The organism is Burkholderia cenocepacia (assembly GCF_900446215.1).
In the GTDB taxonomy this organism is placed as follows: Bacteria; Pseudomonadota; Gammaproteobacteria; order Burkholderiales; family Burkholderiaceae; genus Burkholderia; species Burkholderia cenocepacia.
Genome location: NZ_UAQZ01000007.1, coordinates 31,275 through 48,175 on the forward strand (window position 1 = coordinate 31,275; position 16,901 = coordinate 48,175).

At 65.2% G+C, this 16,901-nt stretch carries 16 protein-coding genes and 1 tRNA gene; 14 read left to right on the plus strand and 3 right to left on the minus strand.

The features are described 5' to 3' along the window. The first annotated feature begins 246 nt into the window (after positions 1 to 246). Positions 247 to 1,791: a 2-isopropylmalate synthase gene (locus DTA15_RS14135; protein ID WP_006491031.1), complete on the plus strand. Its 1,545-nt coding sequence runs from the start codon at positions 247 to 249 to the stop codon at positions 1,789 to 1,791. 71 nt (positions 1,792 to 1,862) lie between these two features. On the opposite strand, the gene DTA15_RS14140 is transcribed toward DTA15_RS14135, so the two are convergent. The 3 genes from DTA15_RS14140 to DTA15_RS14150 all read right to left on the minus strand — a co-directional run bounded on the left by DTA15_RS14140 (position 1,863) and on the right by DTA15_RS14150 (position 4,991). After that, entirely contained in the window at positions 1,863 to 3,413 is a 1,551-nt protein-coding gene (locus DTA15_RS14140; protein WP_006493526.1) for a SulP family inorganic anion transporter, read from the minus strand. Positions 3,414 to 3,453: 40 nt separating this feature from the next. Beyond that, positions 3,454 to 4,095, minus strand: coding sequence for a carbonic anhydrase (locus tag DTA15_RS14145; protein ID WP_006497012.1), 642 nt, complete (start codon positions 4,093 to 4,095; stop codon positions 3,454 to 3,456). Between the two features lie 383 nt (positions 4,096 to 4,478). Further along, positions 4,479 to 4,991, minus strand: coding sequence for a hypothetical protein (locus tag DTA15_RS14150; RefSeq protein WP_006484895.1), 513 nt, complete (start codon positions 4,989 to 4,991; stop codon positions 4,479 to 4,481). Between the two features lie 165 nt (positions 4,992 to 5,156). Here DTA15_RS14150 and DTA15_RS14155 point away from each other — a divergent pair, with 165 nt between their 5' ends. The 13 genes from DTA15_RS14155 (at position 5,157) to nuoF (ending at position 16,848) form a co-directional block, all read left to right on the plus strand. Continuing rightward, positions 5,157 to 6,416: a branched-chain amino acid ABC transporter substrate-binding protein gene (locus DTA15_RS14155; protein ID WP_034178498.1), complete on the plus strand. Its 1,260-nt coding sequence runs from the start codon at positions 5,157 to 5,159 to the stop codon at positions 6,414 to 6,416. A 107-nt stretch (positions 6,417 to 6,523) separates the two neighbouring features. Continuing rightward, complete coding sequence (gene rpsO, locus DTA15_RS14160) at positions 6,524 to 6,793, plus strand: 30S ribosomal protein S15 (protein WP_006398792.1); 270 nt, start codon at positions 6,524 to 6,526, stop codon at positions 6,791 to 6,793. Positions 6,794 to 7,083: 290 nt separating this feature from the next. Continuing rightward, positions 7,084 to 9,231 (plus strand): polyribonucleotide nucleotidyltransferase, encoded by a 2,148-nt coding sequence (gene pnp / locus DTA15_RS14170; protein WP_034178497.1) that lies wholly within the window; start codon positions 7,084 to 7,086, stop codon positions 9,229 to 9,231. Positions 9,232 to 9,379: 148 nt separating this feature from the next. Continuing rightward, entirely contained in the window at positions 9,380 to 10,399 is a 1,020-nt protein-coding gene (locus DTA15_RS14175; RefSeq protein ID WP_012492734.1) for an NAD(P)H-quinone oxidoreductase, read from the plus strand. Positions 10,400 to 10,539: 140 nt separating this feature from the next. Continuing rightward, positions 10,540 to 11,295: a triose-phosphate isomerase gene (gene tpiA, locus DTA15_RS14180; protein WP_006484882.1), complete on the plus strand. Its 756-nt coding sequence runs from the start codon at positions 10,540 to 10,542 to the stop codon at positions 11,293 to 11,295. A 72-nt stretch (positions 11,296 to 11,367) separates the two neighbouring features. Next, positions 11,368 to 11,745 carry a preprotein translocase subunit SecG gene (gene secG / locus DTA15_RS14185; RefSeq protein ID WP_012492733.1) on the plus strand — a complete coding sequence of 126 codons (378 nt, stop codon included), beginning with the start codon at positions 11,368 to 11,370 and terminating at the stop codon, positions 11,743 to 11,745. A 111-nt stretch (positions 11,746 to 11,856) separates the two neighbouring features. Next, positions 11,857 to 11,941: transfer RNA gene (locus DTA15_RS14190), tRNA-Leu, on the plus strand. A 153-nt stretch (positions 11,942 to 12,094) separates the two neighbouring features. Further along, entirely contained in the window at positions 12,095 to 12,454 is a 360-nt protein-coding gene (locus DTA15_RS14195) for an NADH-quinone oxidoreductase subunit A (protein WP_006398798.1), read from the plus strand. Positions 12,455 to 12,516: 62 nt separating this feature from the next. Next, positions 12,517 to 12,996 carry a NuoB/complex I 20 kDa subunit family protein gene (locus DTA15_RS14200; RefSeq protein WP_006398799.1) on the plus strand — a complete coding sequence of 160 codons (480 nt, stop codon included), beginning with the start codon at positions 12,517 to 12,519 and terminating at the stop codon, positions 12,994 to 12,996. 21 nt (positions 12,997 to 13,017) lie between these two features. After that, positions 13,018 to 13,620 carry an NADH-quinone oxidoreductase subunit C gene (locus tag DTA15_RS14205; RefSeq protein WP_006478264.1) on the plus strand — a complete coding sequence of 201 codons (603 nt, stop codon included), beginning with the start codon at positions 13,018 to 13,020 and terminating at the stop codon, positions 13,618 to 13,620. A 9-nt stretch (positions 13,621 to 13,629) separates the two neighbouring features. Continuing rightward, positions 13,630 to 14,883 (plus strand): NADH-quinone oxidoreductase subunit D, encoded by a 1,254-nt coding sequence (locus tag DTA15_RS14210; protein ID WP_006478265.1) that lies wholly within the window; start codon positions 13,630 to 13,632, stop codon positions 14,881 to 14,883. Between the two features lie 172 nt (positions 14,884 to 15,055). Continuing rightward, on the plus strand, positions 15,056 to 15,541 hold the full coding sequence (gene nuoE, locus DTA15_RS14215; RefSeq protein WP_006478266.1) for an NADH-quinone oxidoreductase subunit NuoE: 486 nt from the start codon (positions 15,056 to 15,058) through the stop codon (positions 15,539 to 15,541). Next, the gene (nuoF, locus tag DTA15_RS14220; RefSeq protein WP_006484894.1) at positions 15,538 to 16,848 is read left to right on the plus strand and encodes an NADH-quinone oxidoreductase subunit NuoF; all 1,311 of its coding nucleotides are present in this window, start codon (positions 15,538 to 15,540) and stop codon (positions 16,846 to 16,848) included. The genes nuoE and nuoF overlap by 4 nt, the downstream gene beginning before the upstream one ends. Positions 16,849 to 16,901 lie beyond the last annotated feature (53 nt).

Genomic DNA, 16,901 nt, shown 5'->3' on the forward strand with positions numbered 1-16,901 from the left:
CGTCGATCCCCGGGTGCCGTCCGATTGCGCGGCCAACCGAATGTCGCTATAGTCTTTGGCATGACTGCATTTCCCCGCCTCTCCCTCCTTCTAGCCGGTGCGCCGCTACGCGCGCCAGCTTTGGCGCGCCTGCCGCGCTGACCGTTCTCGCCCTCCGTCTCAAGCCTCGTCTGTTGTTGAGCGTCGCCAGCGGTGGCGCGATCTCGTTACGTTTGACTTCCGTATAAAAGAGCCCTGGAGCCCCCCATGACAGACAAGCTGATCATTTTCGATACGACGTTGCGTGACGGCGAGCAATCGCCCGGTGCATCGATGACGAAGGAAGAGAAAATCCGTATCGCGAAGAATCTCGAGCGGATGAAGGTCGACGTGATCGAGGCCGGCTTCGCCGCCAGCTCGAACGGCGATTTCGACGCGATCCACACGATCGCCGGTCTCGTGAAGGACAGCACGATCTGCTCGCTGGCGCGGGCCAACGACAAGGACATCCAGCGCGCGGCCGACGCGCTGAAGCCGGCCAACAGCTTCCGGATCCACACGTTCATCGCGACGTCGCCGCTGCACATGGAGAAGAAGCTGCGGATGACGCCCGACCAGGTGTTCGAGCAGGCGCGCCTCGCGGTGCGTTTCGCACGCAAGTTCACCGACAACGTCGAGTTCTCGCCGGAAGACGGCAGCCGCTCGGACATGGATTTCCTGTGCCGCGTGCTGGAAGCCGTGATCGCGGAAGGCGCGACGACGATCAACATCGCCGATACGGTCGGCTACGGCGTGCCGGAACTCTACGGCAACCTCGTGAAGACGCTGCGCGAGCGCATTCCGAACTCGGACAAGGCGATCTTTTCGGTGCACTGCCACAACGACCTCGGGATGGCGGTCGCGAACTCGCTCGCCGGCGTGAAGATCGGCGGCGCGCGTCAGGTCGAGTGCACGATCAACGGTCTCGGCGAGCGCGCGGGCAATACGTCGCTCGAGGAAATCGTGATGGCCGTGAAGACCCGCAAGGACTATTTCGGCCTCGACGTCGGCATCGACACGTCGCAGATCGTGCCGACGTCGAAGCTCGTGTCGCAGATCACCGGCTTCGTCGTGCAGCCGAACAAGGCGGTGGTCGGCGCGAACGCATTCGCGCACGCGTCGGGCATTCACCAGGACGGCGTGCTGAAGGCGCGCGACACCTACGAGATCATGCGCGCGGAAGACGTGGGCTGGACCGCGAACAAGATCGTGCTCGGCAAGTTGTCGGGCCGCAACGCGTTCAAGCAGCGCCTGCAGGAGCTCGGCGTGTCGCTCGACAGCGAAGCGGAATTGAATGCCGCGTTCATGCGCTTCAAGGATCTGGCCGACCGCAAGGCGGAGATCTTCGACGAGGACATCATCGCGATCGTGTCCGAGGAGTCGGCGCTCGCGCAGGAGCAGGAGCACTTCAAGTTCGTGTCGCTGTCGCAGCGTTCGGAAACGGGCGAGCAGCCGCAGGCGAAGGTCGTGTTCGCGGTCGAAGGCAAGGAAGTGACCGGCGAGGCGCGCGGCAACGGCCCGGTCGATGCGACGTTCAATGCGATCGAGGGTGAGGTCGGCAGCGGGTCCGAGCTGCTGCTGTACTCGGTGAACGCGATCACGACCGGCACGCAGGCGCAGGGCGAAGTGACCGTCCGGCTGTCGAAGAGCGGGCGGATCGTCAACGGCGTCGGCACCGATCCGGATATCGTCGCCGCGTCCGCGAAGGCGTACATTTCCGCGCTGAACAAGCTGCACTCGAAGGACGACAAGGTCAACCCGCAGCGCTCGTAAGCGCCGCGCGTCACGTTGCCCGAAACGCCCCGTGCGGCCCTGCGCCGCCGGGGTGTTTTTTCATCGGCCGCTCATTCGGCGGCCGGCGCGCGGAACAGCCAGCGGCGCGCCGCCGTGCGTGGCGCCGGCTGGCGCCGGCGGAACTCGACCGCGATCCCGCGCCGCGGCGCATCGGCGACGAACGCATCGAGCAGTTCGAGCACGTCGTGATCGATGTAGTCGGCGCGCGTCGCGTCGATGATCACCGCCGCGCGGTCCGGAATGTGCCGCAGATGGTGCTTGACCTGTACCTTGCCCAGAAACGACACGTCCTTGCGGAACGACAGCAGGAAGTGGTCGTCATGCTGCGCGAGCGTGACGGGGCTCTTCAGGTTCGCGACGGCGACGGCGAGCACGCTGCACGCGAGGCCGAGCGCGATGCCGAACAGCAGGTCGACCGCCAGCACGCCGACGATCGTCGCGGCGAACGGCACGAACGCGGCCGGCCCCTGTTTCATCACCGAGCGAAACAGCGCCGGCTTCGCCAGCTTGAAGCCCGTGTGGATCAGGATCGCGGCGAGGCTCGCGAGCGGGATCAGGTTGATCAGCCCGGTGAGCGCGAACACGCTGGCGAGCAGCAGCACCCCGTGGACGATCGCCGACATCCGGCTTTGCGCGCCCGCGTTGACGTTTACCGAGCTGCGCACGATCACCGACGTGATCGGCAGGCCGCCGACCGCGCCCGCGACGAGATTGCCGACGCCCTGGGCCTTCAGTTCGCGGTCGGGTTGCACCGGCCGGCGCTTCGGGTCGATCTGTTCGACCGCTTCGAGGCTCAGCAGGGTTTCGAGACTGGCGACGACCGCGAGCGTGATCGCGACGCGCCACACGTCCGGATTGACGAGCTGCGCGAAGTTGGGGCCGAGCTCCGCGTGCTTGAGCGATGCCGCGAATGCGGTGAACGATCCGAGTTCGGGCAAGGTGACGCGGTGGGCGGCGCCCGGCGCGACCGCGGGCGCGACGACACCCAGCACCAGCGTCGCGCCGATGCCGAGCACGACCACCGCGAGCGGCGCGGGCACCGAGCGCACCAGCGCGAAGCGGCGCAGCGCGGGGGTGTCCCATGCCACCAGCAACGCGAGCGACGCGAGCGCGATGGCCGTGGCGGCCCATGCGACCGGCAGCCCCGGCCAGTTCGCAAACGATTGCGCGGCCGAGCCGCCAATGCCGAAGGCGAACGGAATCTGCTTCACGATCAGCAGCAGGCCGATCGCGGCGAGCATGCCCTTGATGACGGGCGACGGCACGTAGGCGGCGAAGCGGCCGGCGCGCAGCATGCCGAAGCCGAACTGCAGCACGCCGGACAGCAGCACCGCGAGCAGGAACGCGGAGAAGCTGCCGAGTTGCGCGATCCCTTCGACGACGATCACGACGAGGCCGGCGGCCGGTCCGCTGACGGACAGCGACGAGCCGCTCAGCAGCGCGACGACGATGCCGCCGACGATGCCCGACACGAGCCCGGCGAACGGCTCGACGCCGGAGGCGTTGGCGATACCGAGACAGAGCGGTAGCGCAACGAGGAAAACGACGATGCCGGCGACGATGTCGCGCGGCAGGGTGGACAGGCGCTCGTTCAGTTTCATGGTTGGGGTGGTTTCGTTGGCAGGGAGGGCAGGGCGCGGGTCAACCGAGCGCGGCGGCGGTCGCGACAGGTTCGGGCTCGGCTTCGGTCGGCAATGCCGCATAGCCGGAATCGAGCTCCTTCAGGCGGCCGTCGGCGAGCGAAAAGATCCAGCCGTGCACGAGCGGCGGCCGTTCGCGACCGCGCACGATCGGCGACGCGCGCAGCAGCCGCACCTGTTCGAGCACGTTCAGCTCGGCGAGGCGGTCGGCGGCGGCCATGTCGTCGAGCCCGTCGAGCGTGTCGCGATGGCGCCGCGCGAGCGCGCAGAGCGGTGCGATGCGGCGCGCGACGTGCGGCAGGTCGGCGGGCGGCGGCAGCAGCGATGCGCGCACGCCGCCGCATCCGTAGTGGCCGCACACGATCACGTGATCGACCTTCAGCACCCGCACCGCGTACTCGAGCACGCTGGCGGAATTGTCGTCGTCGGGATGGAACAGGTTCGCGATGTTGCGATGGACGAACAGCTCGCCGGGCGCGCAGTGCGTGATGGTTTCCGCCGGCACGCGGCTGTCGGCGCAGCCGATCCACAGGACGCGCGGGTTCTGGCCGCGCGCGAGCGCGTCGAAGAAGCCGGGCGTGTGTTCGCGCGTCTCGCGGGCCCAGGCAATGTTGGCAACCAGCATGCTCTTGGGGCGATTCATGAGGACTCCTTTGTGATAAAGGCAAATAAATATCGGCCGAAATGGCGCAAGCGCATTCTTTCTAAATTGAAAGGTTGAATTTCGACTGATATTAGGGGTATGCCCTAGCACTCCGGGTGAACTGAAACAAATTGTTTCAAATTGATTGGGCATAGTGCATTGCATGCACCAGCGCGACGCATGACATGCACGGCCCATGCCTGTATGCGCGCAGTGGCCCGCATGACGGGGCGTTCAGCGGCTTGCCATCGGAATGTCAGGAATCGGAAAAGATTTCCGTCTTGTTCTTCGAATTAAATAAGACGACGGAAAAAATGAAATGGCCATTCACGCAATAATTCGTAAATGGCCATTGCGACAATTGCGCTTGAATGCGCAATCGGTCAGAACAGGGTGCGGCGATCGGGATCGTGCAGCGGGTCCGGCGTTTTCTGCGTGGTGCGCAGGATGCCCTGCGGATCGAAGTAGAAGCTGTACATCATGTACCAGACGTTGTCCTCGAGATACCGGTACGTCCACACCTCGCGTTTCATCAGCGGGAAGTAGGACGTCTCGACCGGGCGTCCGAAATTGACGAGGACGTCGGTCTTCGTCCACTTGCCGATCTCCGCGCGATAGAACTCGCTCGGCTGCAGCACCTGACGCACGTTGACGATCCGGTGGGCCGCATCGACGTCGGCCGCGACCGTGATTTCGCCCATTGGCTGGGTCGGCCACATCAGGCGCTTGCCGCCGCCGGGCAGGTCGTAGATCTCGCGCGGCGGGCCCATGCGTGCGACGATCGCCGACTCGTCCTGGCCGGCCTGGTATTGCTGCCACGGTTGCGCGCAACCGGCCAGCAGCGCGGTAGCGCAGACGGCCAGCACCGGCAGGCGCGCGGGAATGCGAATGCGCATCGGATTCTCCAGAACACGGAAACAAGTCCCGTTTTATCACGGACGGCGCGCGACGGCGCATCGCATGCGAAAAATCGGTGCGGATCGCAGCTGTCGCGCTTGCGGGCGGCGGTCGCGGCGGCCTATGATCCGCGCTTCTCGGGCAGATTGAAGGGCAGGTGGCCGATGCAGGGTTGGAAGCGGTGCGCGCTCGCGTGGAGCGCGGGGTGGATGCTGGCGTCGTCCGCGTTTGCCGGTGGCGAGCCGGTGCGGATCGCGCTGATCGAAGGGATGTCGGGCCCGTTCGCGAACGCGGGGGCGGCGGTCGAGCGCAACCTGCGTTTCGGCGTCGAGCAGGTCAACGCGGCGGGCGGCGTGAAGCTGCGCGATGGCACGCATCCGCTCGAACTCGTCGTGCTCGACAGCAAGGGCAGCCCGGAGGAGGCGCTCGTGCAATTGCGCGCGGCGGCCGACCGCCATATCGGCTTCGTCGCGCAGGGCAACAGCTCGGCCGTCGCGGCCGCGCTCGTCGCGGCGCTCGACAAGCTGAACGTGCGCAATCCGGACAGCCGGATGCTGTTCCTGAACTATTCGGCCGACGATCCGGCGCTGACCGGCGCGCGTTGCAGTTTCTGGCATTTCCGCTTCGATGCGCATGCCGGCATGCGGATGGCCGCGCTCGCGGACGTGATGGCGCGCGATCGCGCGCTGCGCAAGGTCTATCTGCTGAACCAGGACTACAGCTTCGGCCACGACGTTAGCACCCTCGCACGGCAGGCGCTGGCCGCGCGGCGCCCGGACGTGACGATCGCGGGCGACGAATTCCACCCGATCGGCCGGATCAAGGATTTCTCGCCGTATATCGCGAAGATCCGCGCCAGCGGCGCGGACGCCGTCGTGACCGGCAACTGGGGCAACGACCTCACGCTGCTCGTGAAGGCGGCGCGCGAACAGGGGCTCGACGCGAAGTTCTATACGTTCTACGGCAACAGCCTCGGCGCGCCGTCGGCCCTGGGCGACGCGGGCGTCGGCCGCGTGGTGGCCGTGGCCGACTGGCATCCGAACGCGGGCGGGGCCAAATCCGACGCGTTCTACCGCGCGTTCCGGACCCGTTTCCCGGCCGCGCAGGACGACTATCCGGTGCGGCGGATGAGCCAGATGATCGAGATGCTGGCCGCCGCGATGACCCGCGCGGGGTCGGCCGACCCGGTCGCGGTCGCGCGTGCGCTCGAAGGCCTGTCGTTCGACGACGGCTTCCACGCGTCGCGGATGCGCGCGCAGGATCACCAGCTGATCCAGCCCCTTTACGTGATGGACATGGACAAGGTCGGCGCGCCGGGCGTGCGCTTCGACAACGAAGGGTCGGGCTACGGCTTTCGGACGGTGCTCGCGGTGCCGGCGCAGCGCACGGAGATGCCGTCGACGTGTTCGATGACGCGTCCGTGACGGGAGGCGGTAAGAACGGCATCGAGTTGTGCTACAATGCGCGCCGGTTGTAAGTCACGGCACGGCCATTCTTCCGTGTCCGCCTGTTCAGTTAGAAAGGAAATCACATGTCTGTTGCAGATATCAAGAAGTCGGAAGTCGTTGCTCAGTTCGCCCGCGGTACCAACGACACGGGGTCGCCCGAAGTCCAGGTCGCACTGCTGACCGCACGTATCGTCGAACTGACGGGTCACTTCAAGACCCACGCGAAGGATCACCACAGCCGCCGCGGCCTGCTGCGCATGGTGAGCCGCCGCCGCAAGCTGCTCGACTACCTCAAGGGCAAGGATGCCGACCGTTACCGCGCACTGATCGAGAAGCTGGGTCTGCGTAAGTAATCGAGGCGATTGCCGCCAGCAAGATGCCTGTGTCAGTCCGCTGATACAGGCATTTTGTTTTTGCGCGGTGCGTAGCGTCACACGCACCGCAGGCTGTCCGGCACGTTCGTGCCGGCCTGCCGCAACGATCGATACCGGGGCGGGATTTGTGTCATTCCAGCGCGTCGCTGCCTGAGCGCCGCGCTGGAATGGCATAAAAAACACACCTTGCTCCGGGTGATTCGGTCGGGACGCCGCCGCGCGGGATCGCCGGCGCGGCGAATGAAATGCATGAATACAAAGGAGCAACCATGTCCATGTTCAACAAGGTCGTGAAGGAATTCCAGTGGGGCCAGCACAAGGTGCGCCTCGAAACCGGTGAAGTCGCTCGCCAGGCGAGCGGCGCCGTGATCGTCGACGTCGAAGACACCGTCGTGCTCGCGACCGTCGTGGGCGCGAAGTCGGCGAAGCCGGGTCAGGACTTCTTCCCGCTGACCGTCGACTACCTCGAGAAAACCTATTCGGCCGGCAAGATCCCGGGCGGCTTCTTCCGCCGCGAAGGCCGTCCGTCGGAGCACGAGACGCTGACGTCGCGCCTGATCGACCGTCCGCTGCGCCCGCTGTTCCCGGAAGGCTTCTACAACGAAGTCCAGGTCGTGATCCACGTGCTGTCCGTGAACCCGGAAATCCCGGCGGACATCCCCGCGCTGATCGGCGCATCGGCTGCGCTCGCCGTGTCGGGCCTGCCGTTCAACGGCCCGGTCGGCGCCGCACGCGTCGCGTACATCGACAACGCGTACGTGCTGAACCCGACGCGTGACCAGATCAAGGCATCGAGCCTCGACCTCGTCGTCGCGGGTACCGAGCGCGCCGTGCTGATGGTCGAATCGGAAGCCGACCAACTGTCGGAAGACGTGATGCTGGGCGCGGTGGTGTTCGGCCACGAGCAGATGCAGATCGCGATCGACGCGATCCACGAACTGGTGCGCGACGGCGGCAAGCCCGAGTGGGACTGGCAGCCGGCGCCGAAGAACGAGGCGCTGATCGCACGCGTGACCGAGCTGGCGCAGAACGATCTGCTCGCCGCTTACCAGCTGCGCGACAAGCAGGCACGTTCGGCGAAGCTGAAGGAAGTCTACGCGGCGACCTCGGCGAAGCTCGAGGAAGACGCGCTGGCGGCCGGCACGGTCGCGGCCGACAAGGCCACCGTCGGCAATATCCTGTTCGACATCGAAGCGAAGATCGTCCGCTCGCAGATCCTGAACGGCGAGCCGCGCATCGACGGCCGCGACACGCGCACCGTGCGCCCGATCGAAATCCGCACCGGCGTGCTGCCGCGTACCCACGGCTCGGCGCTGTTCACGCGCGGCGAGACGCAGGCGCTGGTCGTCGCGACGCTCGGCACGAAGGGTGACGAGCAGATCATCGACGCGCTCGAAGGCGAATACCGCGAGCGCTTCATGCTTCACTACAACATGCCCCCGTTCGCGACCGGCGAAACGGGCCGCGTCGGTTCGCCGAAGCGCCGCGAAATCGGCCACGGCCGGCTGGCCAAGCGCGCGCTGGTCAAGTGCCTGCCGAGCGCCGACGAATTCGGCTACTCGATCCGCGTCGTGTCGGAAATCACCGAATCGAACGGTTCGTCGTCGATGGCATCGGTGTGCGGCGGCTGCCTCGCGCTGATGGACGCCGGCGTGCCGATGAAGGCGCACGTCGCGGGTATCGCGATGGGCCTGATTCTCGAAGGCAACAAGTTCGCGGTGCTGACCGACATCCTCGGCGACGAAGACCACCTCGGCGACATGGACTTCAAGGTGGCCGGCACCGAGCAAGGCGTGACGGCGCTGCAGATGGACATCAAGATCCAGGGCATCACGAAGGAAATCATGCAGGTCGCGCTCGCGCAGGCGAAGGAAGGCCGCATGCACATCCTCGGCAAGATGACCTCGGCGGTGTCGGGTGCGAACACGCAACTGTCGGAATTCGCGCCGCGCATGATCACCATCAAGATCAACCCGGAAAAGATCCGCGACGTGATCGGCAAGGGCGGTTCGGTGATCCGCGCGCTGACGGAAGAAACGGGCACGACCATCGACATCTCGGATGACGGCGTCGTGACGATCGCGAGCACGAGCAGCGACGGCATGGCCGAAGCGAAGAAGCGCATCGAGCAGATCACGGCCGAGATCGAAGTCGGCCAGGTGTACGAAGGCACGGTGCTCAAGCTGCTCGATTTCGGCGCGATCGTGAACCTGCTGCCGGGCAAGGACGGCCTGCTGCACATCTCGGAAATCGTCAACGAGCGCGTGAAGGACATCAACGACTACCTGAAGGAAGGTCAGCAGGTGAAGGTCAAGGTGATCCAGACGGACGAGAAGGGTCGCGTGCGTCTGTCGGCCAAGGCGCTGCTGAATGAAGCAGCGGCTGCAGCGCAGTCGGATACGCCGCCGCAGCAGTAAGCGGACAGGCGGATCAACGGCCGGCAGTGCGAAAGCGTGCCGGCCGTTTTTTCTGTAGCATCGTTGTGCGGCGCAGCAGCGCCGGCGAGGCGTCCACGCCGTGCGCGCGGGCGTGCCATCCGATTCCGATCCTGGAGCGATTCTCACCATGAAAGCCATCGAAATCACCGAATTCGGCGCCCCCGACGTGCTGAAGCTCGCGGAGCGTCCGCGCCCCGAACCGAAGCGCGGCGAAGTGCTGATCAAGGTGGCGGCTTCCGGCGTGAACCGGCCCGACGTGTTCCAGCGCAAGGGCGCCTATGCGCCGCCGCCGGGTGCGTCGGATCTGCCGGGCCTCGAGGTCGCGGGCGAGATCGTCGGCGGCGATCTGTCCGATGCGGCGCTGAACCCGTTCGGCCTGAAGCTCGGCGACCGCGTGTGCGCGTTGCTCGCGGGCGGCGGCTATGCCGAATATGCGGTCGCGCCGCTGCCGCAGTGCCTGCCGGTGCCGGGCGGCCTCACCGATATCGAGGCCGCGTCGCTGCCCGAAACGTTTTTCACCGTGTGGAGCAACGTGTTCGACCGTGCGCAGCTCGGCGCGGGCGAGGGCGGCGAGCACGAGACGCTGCTCGTGCAGGGCGGCTCCAGCGGCATCGGCGTGACGGCGATCCAGATCGCGCATGCGCTCGGTTTTCGCGTGTTCGCGACGGCCGGCACCGCCGACAAGTGCCGTGCGTGCGAGGCGCTCGGCGCCGAGCGCGCGATCAACTACAAGACCGAAGACTTCGTCGAAGTCGTGAAGTCGCTGACGCACGATCGCGGCGTCGACGTGATCCTCGACATGGTGGCGGGCTCGTACGTGCCGCGCGAGCTGTCCGCGCTCGCGGACGGCGGCCGTCTCGTGCTGATCGCGCTGCTTGGCGGCGCGAAGGCCGACGTCAACCTCGGCGAGATCCTGCGCCGCCGGCTGACGATCACCGGTTCGACGCTGCGCCCGCGCCCGGTCGAATTCAAGGCCCGTATCGCCGCGCAGCTGAAGGCGCGCGTATGGCCGCTGCTCGCCGACGGCCGCATCAAGCCGGTGATCTATCGCGTGCTGCCCGCCGCGGACGCCGCGCAGGCGCATGCGCTGATGGAAAGCAGCGAGCATACCGGCAAGATCGTGCTCGATTGGGGGTCGAACGCCTGACGCCCCGTGCGGCGGGCTTGACATGCGCGGTTTGACCGGTTCAAGCCCCGCGCAGTAAAATCGCGGGTTTGCTTCGCCAGATCCAACCTGACGGCCGGGTTCCGGCACGTTAATGACAAGATAGTGACGAGACGGACACGATGTCGAAACAACGAACAAAGCGAGTGATCGGCAACTGGAAGATGCACGGCCGGCTGGCCGGCAACCAGGCGCTGCTGAACGAAGTGGTGCAGGGTGCGGGCGCGGTGGCGGCTGAAACGTCGATTGGCGTGTGCGTGCCGTTCCCGTATCTCGCGCAGGTTCAGGCGCAACTCGGCGGTGGCCGTGTCGCGTTCGGTGCGCAGGACGTGTCCGCGCACGAGCAAGGCGCGTTCACCGGCGAAGTGGCGGCCGCGATGGTGGCGGAGTTCGGCGCGCGGTACGCGATCGTCGGCCATTCGGAGCGTCGCGCGTATCACGGCGAAAGCAGCGAGACGGTCGCGGCGAAGACGCAGCGCGCGCTCGCGGCGGGCCTCACGCCGGTCGTGTGCGTCGGCGAGACGCTCGACGAGCGCGAGTCGGGTGCGACCGAGCAGGTCGTCGGTGCGCAGCTCGACGCGGTGCTGGCCGTGCTGACGGCTGACGAGGCCGCGCGCATCGTCGTCGCGTACGAGCCGGTCTGGGCGATCGGCACGGGCAAGAGCGCGACGTCGGCGCAGGCGCAGGACGTGCACGCGTTCCTGCGTACGCGTCTTGCGGCAAAGGGTGCGGCGGACGTGTCCGTGCTGTACGGCGGCAGCGTGAAGCCGGACAACGCGGAAGAGCTGTTCGCGCAGCCGGACATCGACGGCGGCCTGATCGGCGGCGCGTCGCTGAAGGCGGAAGATTTCCTGGCGATCTGCCGGGCCGCGCGTTGAGCGGTCCGAGATCGAATTGAACCATGACGGCGGCCGGTCGGTCCGGTCGCCCGATCCAATCGGGTGGGTGTGATGCTGTTATTCAAGACGCTGATTATTGTGGTGCAGGTGCTGTCTGCACTTGGTGTGATTGGACTCGTGCTGCTGCAGCACGGCAAGGGGGCCGACATGGGCGCCGCATTCGGCAGCGGCGCGTCGGGCAGCCTGTTCGGTGCGACGGGCTCGGCGAACTTCCTGTCGCGTACGACGGGCATTCTCGCGACGATCTTCTTCGTCGCGACGCTCGCGCTGACGTACCTCGGTTCGTACAAGTCGACGCCGTCGGCGGGCGTGCTCGGCACGGCCGTGACCGCGCCGGCATCGGCACCTGCAGCGTCGGCACCGGCCGTCGCGGCGTCCGCTGCCGCCGGTTCGGCCGCAAGCGTGCCGGGCCAGGATGTCCCGAAATAAAAAGTTAAATTTTTTGCGTTTGTGCGTTGAACAAATCTGGAACTCGGGTTAGAATTTAATTCTTGAAGCGATTCGCGGGAAACGAGCAGCACAACCCGAGTTGCATGCAGTGCCGACGTGGTGAAATTGGTAGACACGCTATCTTGAGGGGGTAGTGGCGAAAGCTGTGCGAGTTCGAGTCTCGCCGTCGGCACCAAAGTTACTCAATGCCAGCCGCTTCTAGTGGCTGGCATTTTTCATTTCTGGGGTGTGCTTGCGGTTGTCTTGCGATCGCCTGTACTCCGAAATGATTCCTTCCGCCGGAAGTGGTATTCTCCGGACGCTCAGAACCAACCGATAGAGGATTGCCTTGAACCTCGCAGCCTATTACCCCGTCTTGTTGTTCCTCCTCGTGGGCACTGGTTTAGGTATAGCGCTGGTCAGCATCGGCAAGCTCCTTGGTCCCAACAAGCCGGACGTCGAGAAGAACGCACCGTACGAGTGCGGCTTCGAAGCCTTTGAAGACGCCCGGATGAAATTCGACGTTCGGTATTACCTCGTCGCCATCCTGTTCATCATCTTCGATCTCGAAACCGCATTCCTGTTTCCGTGGGGCGTCGCGCTCCGGGACATCGGCTGGCCGGGTTTCATCGCAATGATGATTTTTCTGCTCGAATTCCTGCTGGGCTTTGCCTATATCTGGAAGAAAGGCGGCCTCGACTGGGAGTGATGGGTTAATCGCCGGTTTGCATGGGCGGCCACGCTCGGTCGCTCGTCTGGAGTGGAAAGCAAATGAGTATCGAAGGGGTCTTGAAGGAAGGGTTTGTCACCACGACGGCTGACAAGCTGATCAACTGGACGCGTACCGGCTCGCTGTGGCCGATGACGTTCGGGCTCGCGTGTTGCGCCGTCGAGATGATGCATGCGGGCGCGGCCCGTTACGATCTGGACCGGTTCGGCGTCGTGTTCCGTCCGAGCCCGCGTCAGTCGGACGTGATGATCGTGGCCGGCACGCTGTGCAACAAGATGGCGCCCGCGCTGCGCCGCGTGTACGACCAGATGGCCGAGCCGCGCTGGGTGATCTCGATGGGGTCGTGCGCAAACGGGGGTGGTTACTACCACTACTCGTACTCGGTGGTCCGCGGCTGCGACCGGATCGTGCCGGTCGACGTCTACGTGCCGGGCTGTCCGCCCACGGCCGAGGCGCTGGTCTACGGCGTGATCCAGCTTCAGGCGAAGATCCGCCGCACCAATACCATCGCCCGTCAATAAAGCCCCGAGCGTCCCCTCAATATGGCAAGCAAAATCGAGACCCTCAAGGCAAACCTCGAAGCCGCGCTCGGCGCGCGCGTGGTGAGCCTCACCGAAGCGATCGGTGAACTGACGCTCGTCGTGAAGGCGAGCGATTACCTCGAAGTCGCAAAGACGCTGCGCGACGATCCGAAGCTCCGTTTCGAGCAACTGATCGACCTGTGCGGCGTCGACTACCAGACCTTCGGCGACGGCGCCTACGACGGCCCGCGCTTCGCGGCCGTGTCGCACCTGCTGTCGGTCACGAACAACTGGCGCCTGCGCCTGCGCGCATTCGCGCCGGACGACGATCTGCCGATCGTGGCGTCGCTGGTCGACATCTGGACCTCGGCGAACTGGTACGAGCGCGAAGCGTTCGACCTGTACGGCATCGTGTTCGAAGGCCACCCCGACCTGCGCCGCATCCTCACCGACTACGGCTTCATCGGTCACCCGTTCCGCAAGGACTTCCCGGTGTCGGGCTACGTCGAAATGCGTTACGACCCGGAAGAGAAGCGGGTCGTGTACCAGCCGGTGACGATCGAGCCGCGCGAAATCACGCCGCGCGTGATCCGCGAGGATCGCTATGGCGGTCTGAAACATTAAGGGGGCGTCATGGCAGAAATCAAGAACTACACGCTCAACTTCGGCCCGCAGCACCCGGCAGCGCACGGCGTGCTGCGCCTCGTGCTCGAGCTCGACGGCGAAGTCATCCAGCGTGCCGATCCGCACATCGGCCTGCTGCACCGCGCGACGGAAAAGCTCGCGGAATCCAAGACCTTCATCCAGTCCGTGCCGTACATGGACCGTCTCGACTACGTGTCGATGATGGTCAACGAGCACGGCTACGTGCTCGCGATCGAAAAGCTGCTCGGCATCGAAGTGCCGGAGCGCGCGCAGTACATCCGCGTGCTGTTCGACGAAATCACGCGCGTGCTGAACCACCTGATGTGGATCGGCGCGCACGCACTCGACGTCGGCGCGATGGCCGTGTTCCTGTACGCGTTCCGCGAGCGCGAAGACCTGATGGACGTGTACGAAGCGGTGTCCGGCGCCCGGATGCACGCGGCCTACTATCGTCCGGGCGGCGTCTATCGCGATCTGCCTGACGCAATGCCGCAATACAAGGCGTCGAAGATTCGCAACGAGAAGGCGCTCGCGAAGATGAACGAAGCGCGCAGTGGTTCGGTGCTCGACTTCATCGACGATTTCTTCACGCGCTTCCCGAAGTGCGTCGACGAATATGAAACGCTGCTGACCGACAACCGGATCTGGAAACAGCGTCTGGTCGGGATCGGCGTGGTGAGCCCGGAACGTGCGCTGCAGATGGGCCTGACGGGCCCGATGCTGCGCGGCTCGGGCATCGCGTGGGACCTGCGCAAGAAGCAGCCCTACGAAGTGTACGATCGGATGGATTTCGACGTGCCGGTCGGCGTGAACGGCGATTGCTACGACCGCTATCTGGTGCGCGTCGAAGAAATGCGCCAGTCGATCCGCATCGCGAAACAGTGTATTGAGTGGCTCCGCAAGAATCCGGGCCCGGTGATGACGGACAATCACAAGGTTGCCCCGCCGTCGCGCGTCGGCATGAAGACCAACATGGAAGACTTGATTCACCACTTCAAGCTCTTCACCGAAGGTTTCCATGTGCCGGAAGGCGAAGCGTACGCGGCGGTCGAGCATCCGAAGGGTGAATTCGGCATCTACCTCGTGTCGGACGGCGCCAACAAGCCGTATCGCCTCAAGATTCGCGCACCGGGTTTCGCGCACCTGGCGTCGCTCGACGAAATGGCGCGCGGTCACATGATCGCCGACGCCGTCACGATCATCGGTACGCAGGACATCGTGTTCGGCGAAATCGATCGCTAATGGTTGCGCCGCCCGCGAGCGCGGGCGGCGAGCAGTAAGTCACACGCGATGCGCGCTGAACCGGCGCGGCTTCGCAAGCTGTCAACAGAGTGAGCGCCAGGTCTGCCGTCCATGCACCCCAGTGTGCGGCAGGTTGTTCGTTCGGTAGGAATTGAAAGAGTCGTGTCTGAAAATGATCTCAGCTGAAGGCCTGAAGGAAATCGATCGAGCGTTGACGAAGTATCCCGCCGATCAGAAACAGTCCGCCGTGATGTCGGCGTTGGCCGTGGCTCAAGAAGAGCACGGCTGGCTGTCGCCCGAACTGATGCAGTTCGTTGCGGACTATCTCGGCATGCCGGCCGTTGCCGTGCAGGAAGTCGCGACGTTCTACACGATGTACGAGCTCAAACCGGTCGGCAAGCACAAGATCACGCTCTGCACGAACCTGCCGTGCCAGCTCGGCCCGCACGGCGGCGCGGAAGCGACTGCCGACTACCTGAAACAGAAGCTGGGCATCGGCTTCGGCGAGACCACGCCCGACGGCAAGTTCACGCTGAAGGAAGGCGAATGCATGGGCTCGTGCGGCGATGCGCCGGTGCTGCTGGTGAACAATCACAGAATGTGCAGCTTCATGAGCCGCGAGAAGATCGACCAGCTGCTTGAGGAGCTCTCGAAATGACGTCCCTCCACGACCGTCACATCAAACCGCTGATCCTCGCTGGTCTGAACGGCGAGAACTGGCACCTCGAAGACTACGTTGCGCGCGGCGGCTACAAGCAGCTGCGCCGCATTCTCGAAGAAAAGATTCCGCCCGAGCAGGTGATCGCCGACGTGAAGGCGTCGGGCCTGCGCGGTCGCGGCGGTGCGGGCTTCCCGACCGGCCTGAAGTGGAGCTTCATGCCGCGCCAGTTCCCGGGGCAGAAGTACCTCGTCTGCAACTCGGACGAAGGCGAGCCGGGCACGTTCAAGGATCGCGACATCCTGCGCTGGAACCCGCATGCGCTGATCGAAGGCATGGCCATCGGCGCGTACGCGATGGGCATCACCGTCGGCTACAACTACATCCACGGCGAAATCTTCGAAGTGTATCGACGCTTCGAAGCCGCGCTCGATGAGGCACGCGCCGCCGGGTTCCTCGGCGACAACATCATGGGCTCGGAATTCTCGTTCCAGCTGCACGCGCACCACGGTTACGGCGCGTACATCTGCGGCGAGGAAACGGCGCTGCTCGAGTCGCTCGAAGGCAAGAAGGGCCAGCCGCGCTTCAAGCCGCCGTTCCCGGCGAGCTTCGGCGTGTACGGCAAGCCGACCACGATCAACAACACCGAGACGTTCGCCGCGGTGCCGTTCCTGCTGTCCATCGGGCCGCAGAATTACCTCGAGATCGGCAAGCCGAACAACGGCGGCACGAAGATTTTCTCGGTGTCGGGCGACGTCGAGCGCCCGGGCAACTACGAGGTGCCGCTCGGCACGCCGTTCGCGGTGCTGATGGAGCTCGCCGGCGGGATGCGCGGCGGCAAGAAGATCAAGGCCGTGATTCCGGGCGGTTCGTCGGCGCCGGTGATCCCGGGCGACATCATGATGCAGACCGATCTCGACTACGACTCGATCGCGAAGGCGGGCTCGATGCTCGGTTCCGGCGCGGTGATCGTGATGGACGAGACGCGCTGCATGGTGCGCTCGCTGCTGCGCCTGTCGTACTTCTACTACGAGGAATCGTGCGGCCAGTGCACGCCGTGCCGTGAAGGCACCGGCTGGCTGTATCGCGTCGTGAACCGTATCGAGCACGGCGAAGGCCGCCAGGAAGATCTGGACCTGCTGAACTCGGTGGCCGAGAACATCATGGGCCGCACGATCTGTGCGCTCGGCGATGCGGCGGCGATGCCGGTACGCGGGATGCTGAAGCACTACTGGGACGAATTCGCGTACCACGTCGAGCACAAGCACTGCATGGTCGGCGGCCACGCGCACGCGGCGGCAGCCTGAAGCGCACCCGGTTGCGGAATTTGAGCGCACGGTCGGGCGAAGGCGCGAACGGG

Bases quoted from the DNA above. Each gene is read 5' to 3' on its own strand.
- DTA15_RS14135 (WP_006491031.1), top strand. From the start codon at position 247: ATGACAGACAAGCTGATCATTTTCGATACGACGTTGCGTGACGGCGAG.
- DTA15_RS14140 (WP_006493526.1), bottom strand. From the start codon at position 3,413: ATGAAACTGAACGAGCGCCTGTCCACCCTGCCGCGCGACATCGTCGCC.
- DTA15_RS14145 (WP_006497012.1), bottom strand. From the start codon at position 4,095: ATGAATCGCCCCAAGAGCATGCTGGTTGCCAACATTGCCTGGGCCCGC.
- DTA15_RS14150 (WP_006484895.1), bottom strand. From the start codon at position 4,991: ATGCGCATTCGCATTCCCGCGCGCCTGCCGGTGCTGGCCGTCTGCGCT.
- DTA15_RS14155 (WP_034178498.1), top strand. From the start codon at position 5,157: ATGCAGGGTTGGAAGCGGTGCGCGCTCGCGTGGAGCGCGGGGTGGATG.
- rpsO (WP_006398792.1), top strand. From the start codon at position 6,524: ATGTCTGTTGCAGATATCAAGAAGTCGGAAGTCGTTGCTCAGTTCGCC.
- pnp (WP_034178497.1), top strand. From the start codon at position 7,084: ATGTCCATGTTCAACAAGGTCGTGAAGGAATTCCAGTGGGGCCAGCAC.
- DTA15_RS14175 (WP_012492734.1), top strand. From the start codon at position 9,380: ATGAAAGCCATCGAAATCACCGAATTCGGCGCCCCCGACGTGCTGAAG.
- tpiA (WP_006484882.1), top strand. From the start codon at position 10,540: ATGTCGAAACAACGAACAAAGCGAGTGATCGGCAACTGGAAGATGCAC.
- secG (WP_012492733.1), top strand. From the start codon at position 11,368: ATGCTGTTATTCAAGACGCTGATTATTGTGGTGCAGGTGCTGTCTGCA.
- DTA15_RS14200 (WP_006398799.1), top strand. From the start codon at position 12,517: ATGAGTATCGAAGGGGTCTTGAAGGAAGGGTTTGTCACCACGACGGCT.
- DTA15_RS14205 (WP_006478264.1), top strand. From the start codon at position 13,018: ATGGCAAGCAAAATCGAGACCCTCAAGGCAAACCTCGAAGCCGCGCTC.
- DTA15_RS14210 (WP_006478265.1), top strand. From the start codon at position 13,630: ATGGCAGAAATCAAGAACTACACGCTCAACTTCGGCCCGCAGCACCCG.
- nuoE (WP_006478266.1), top strand. From the start codon at position 15,056: ATGATCTCAGCTGAAGGCCTGAAGGAAATCGATCGAGCGTTGACGAAG.
- nuoF (WP_006484894.1), top strand. From the start codon at position 15,538: ATGACGTCCCTCCACGACCGTCACATCAAACCGCTGATCCTCGCTGGT.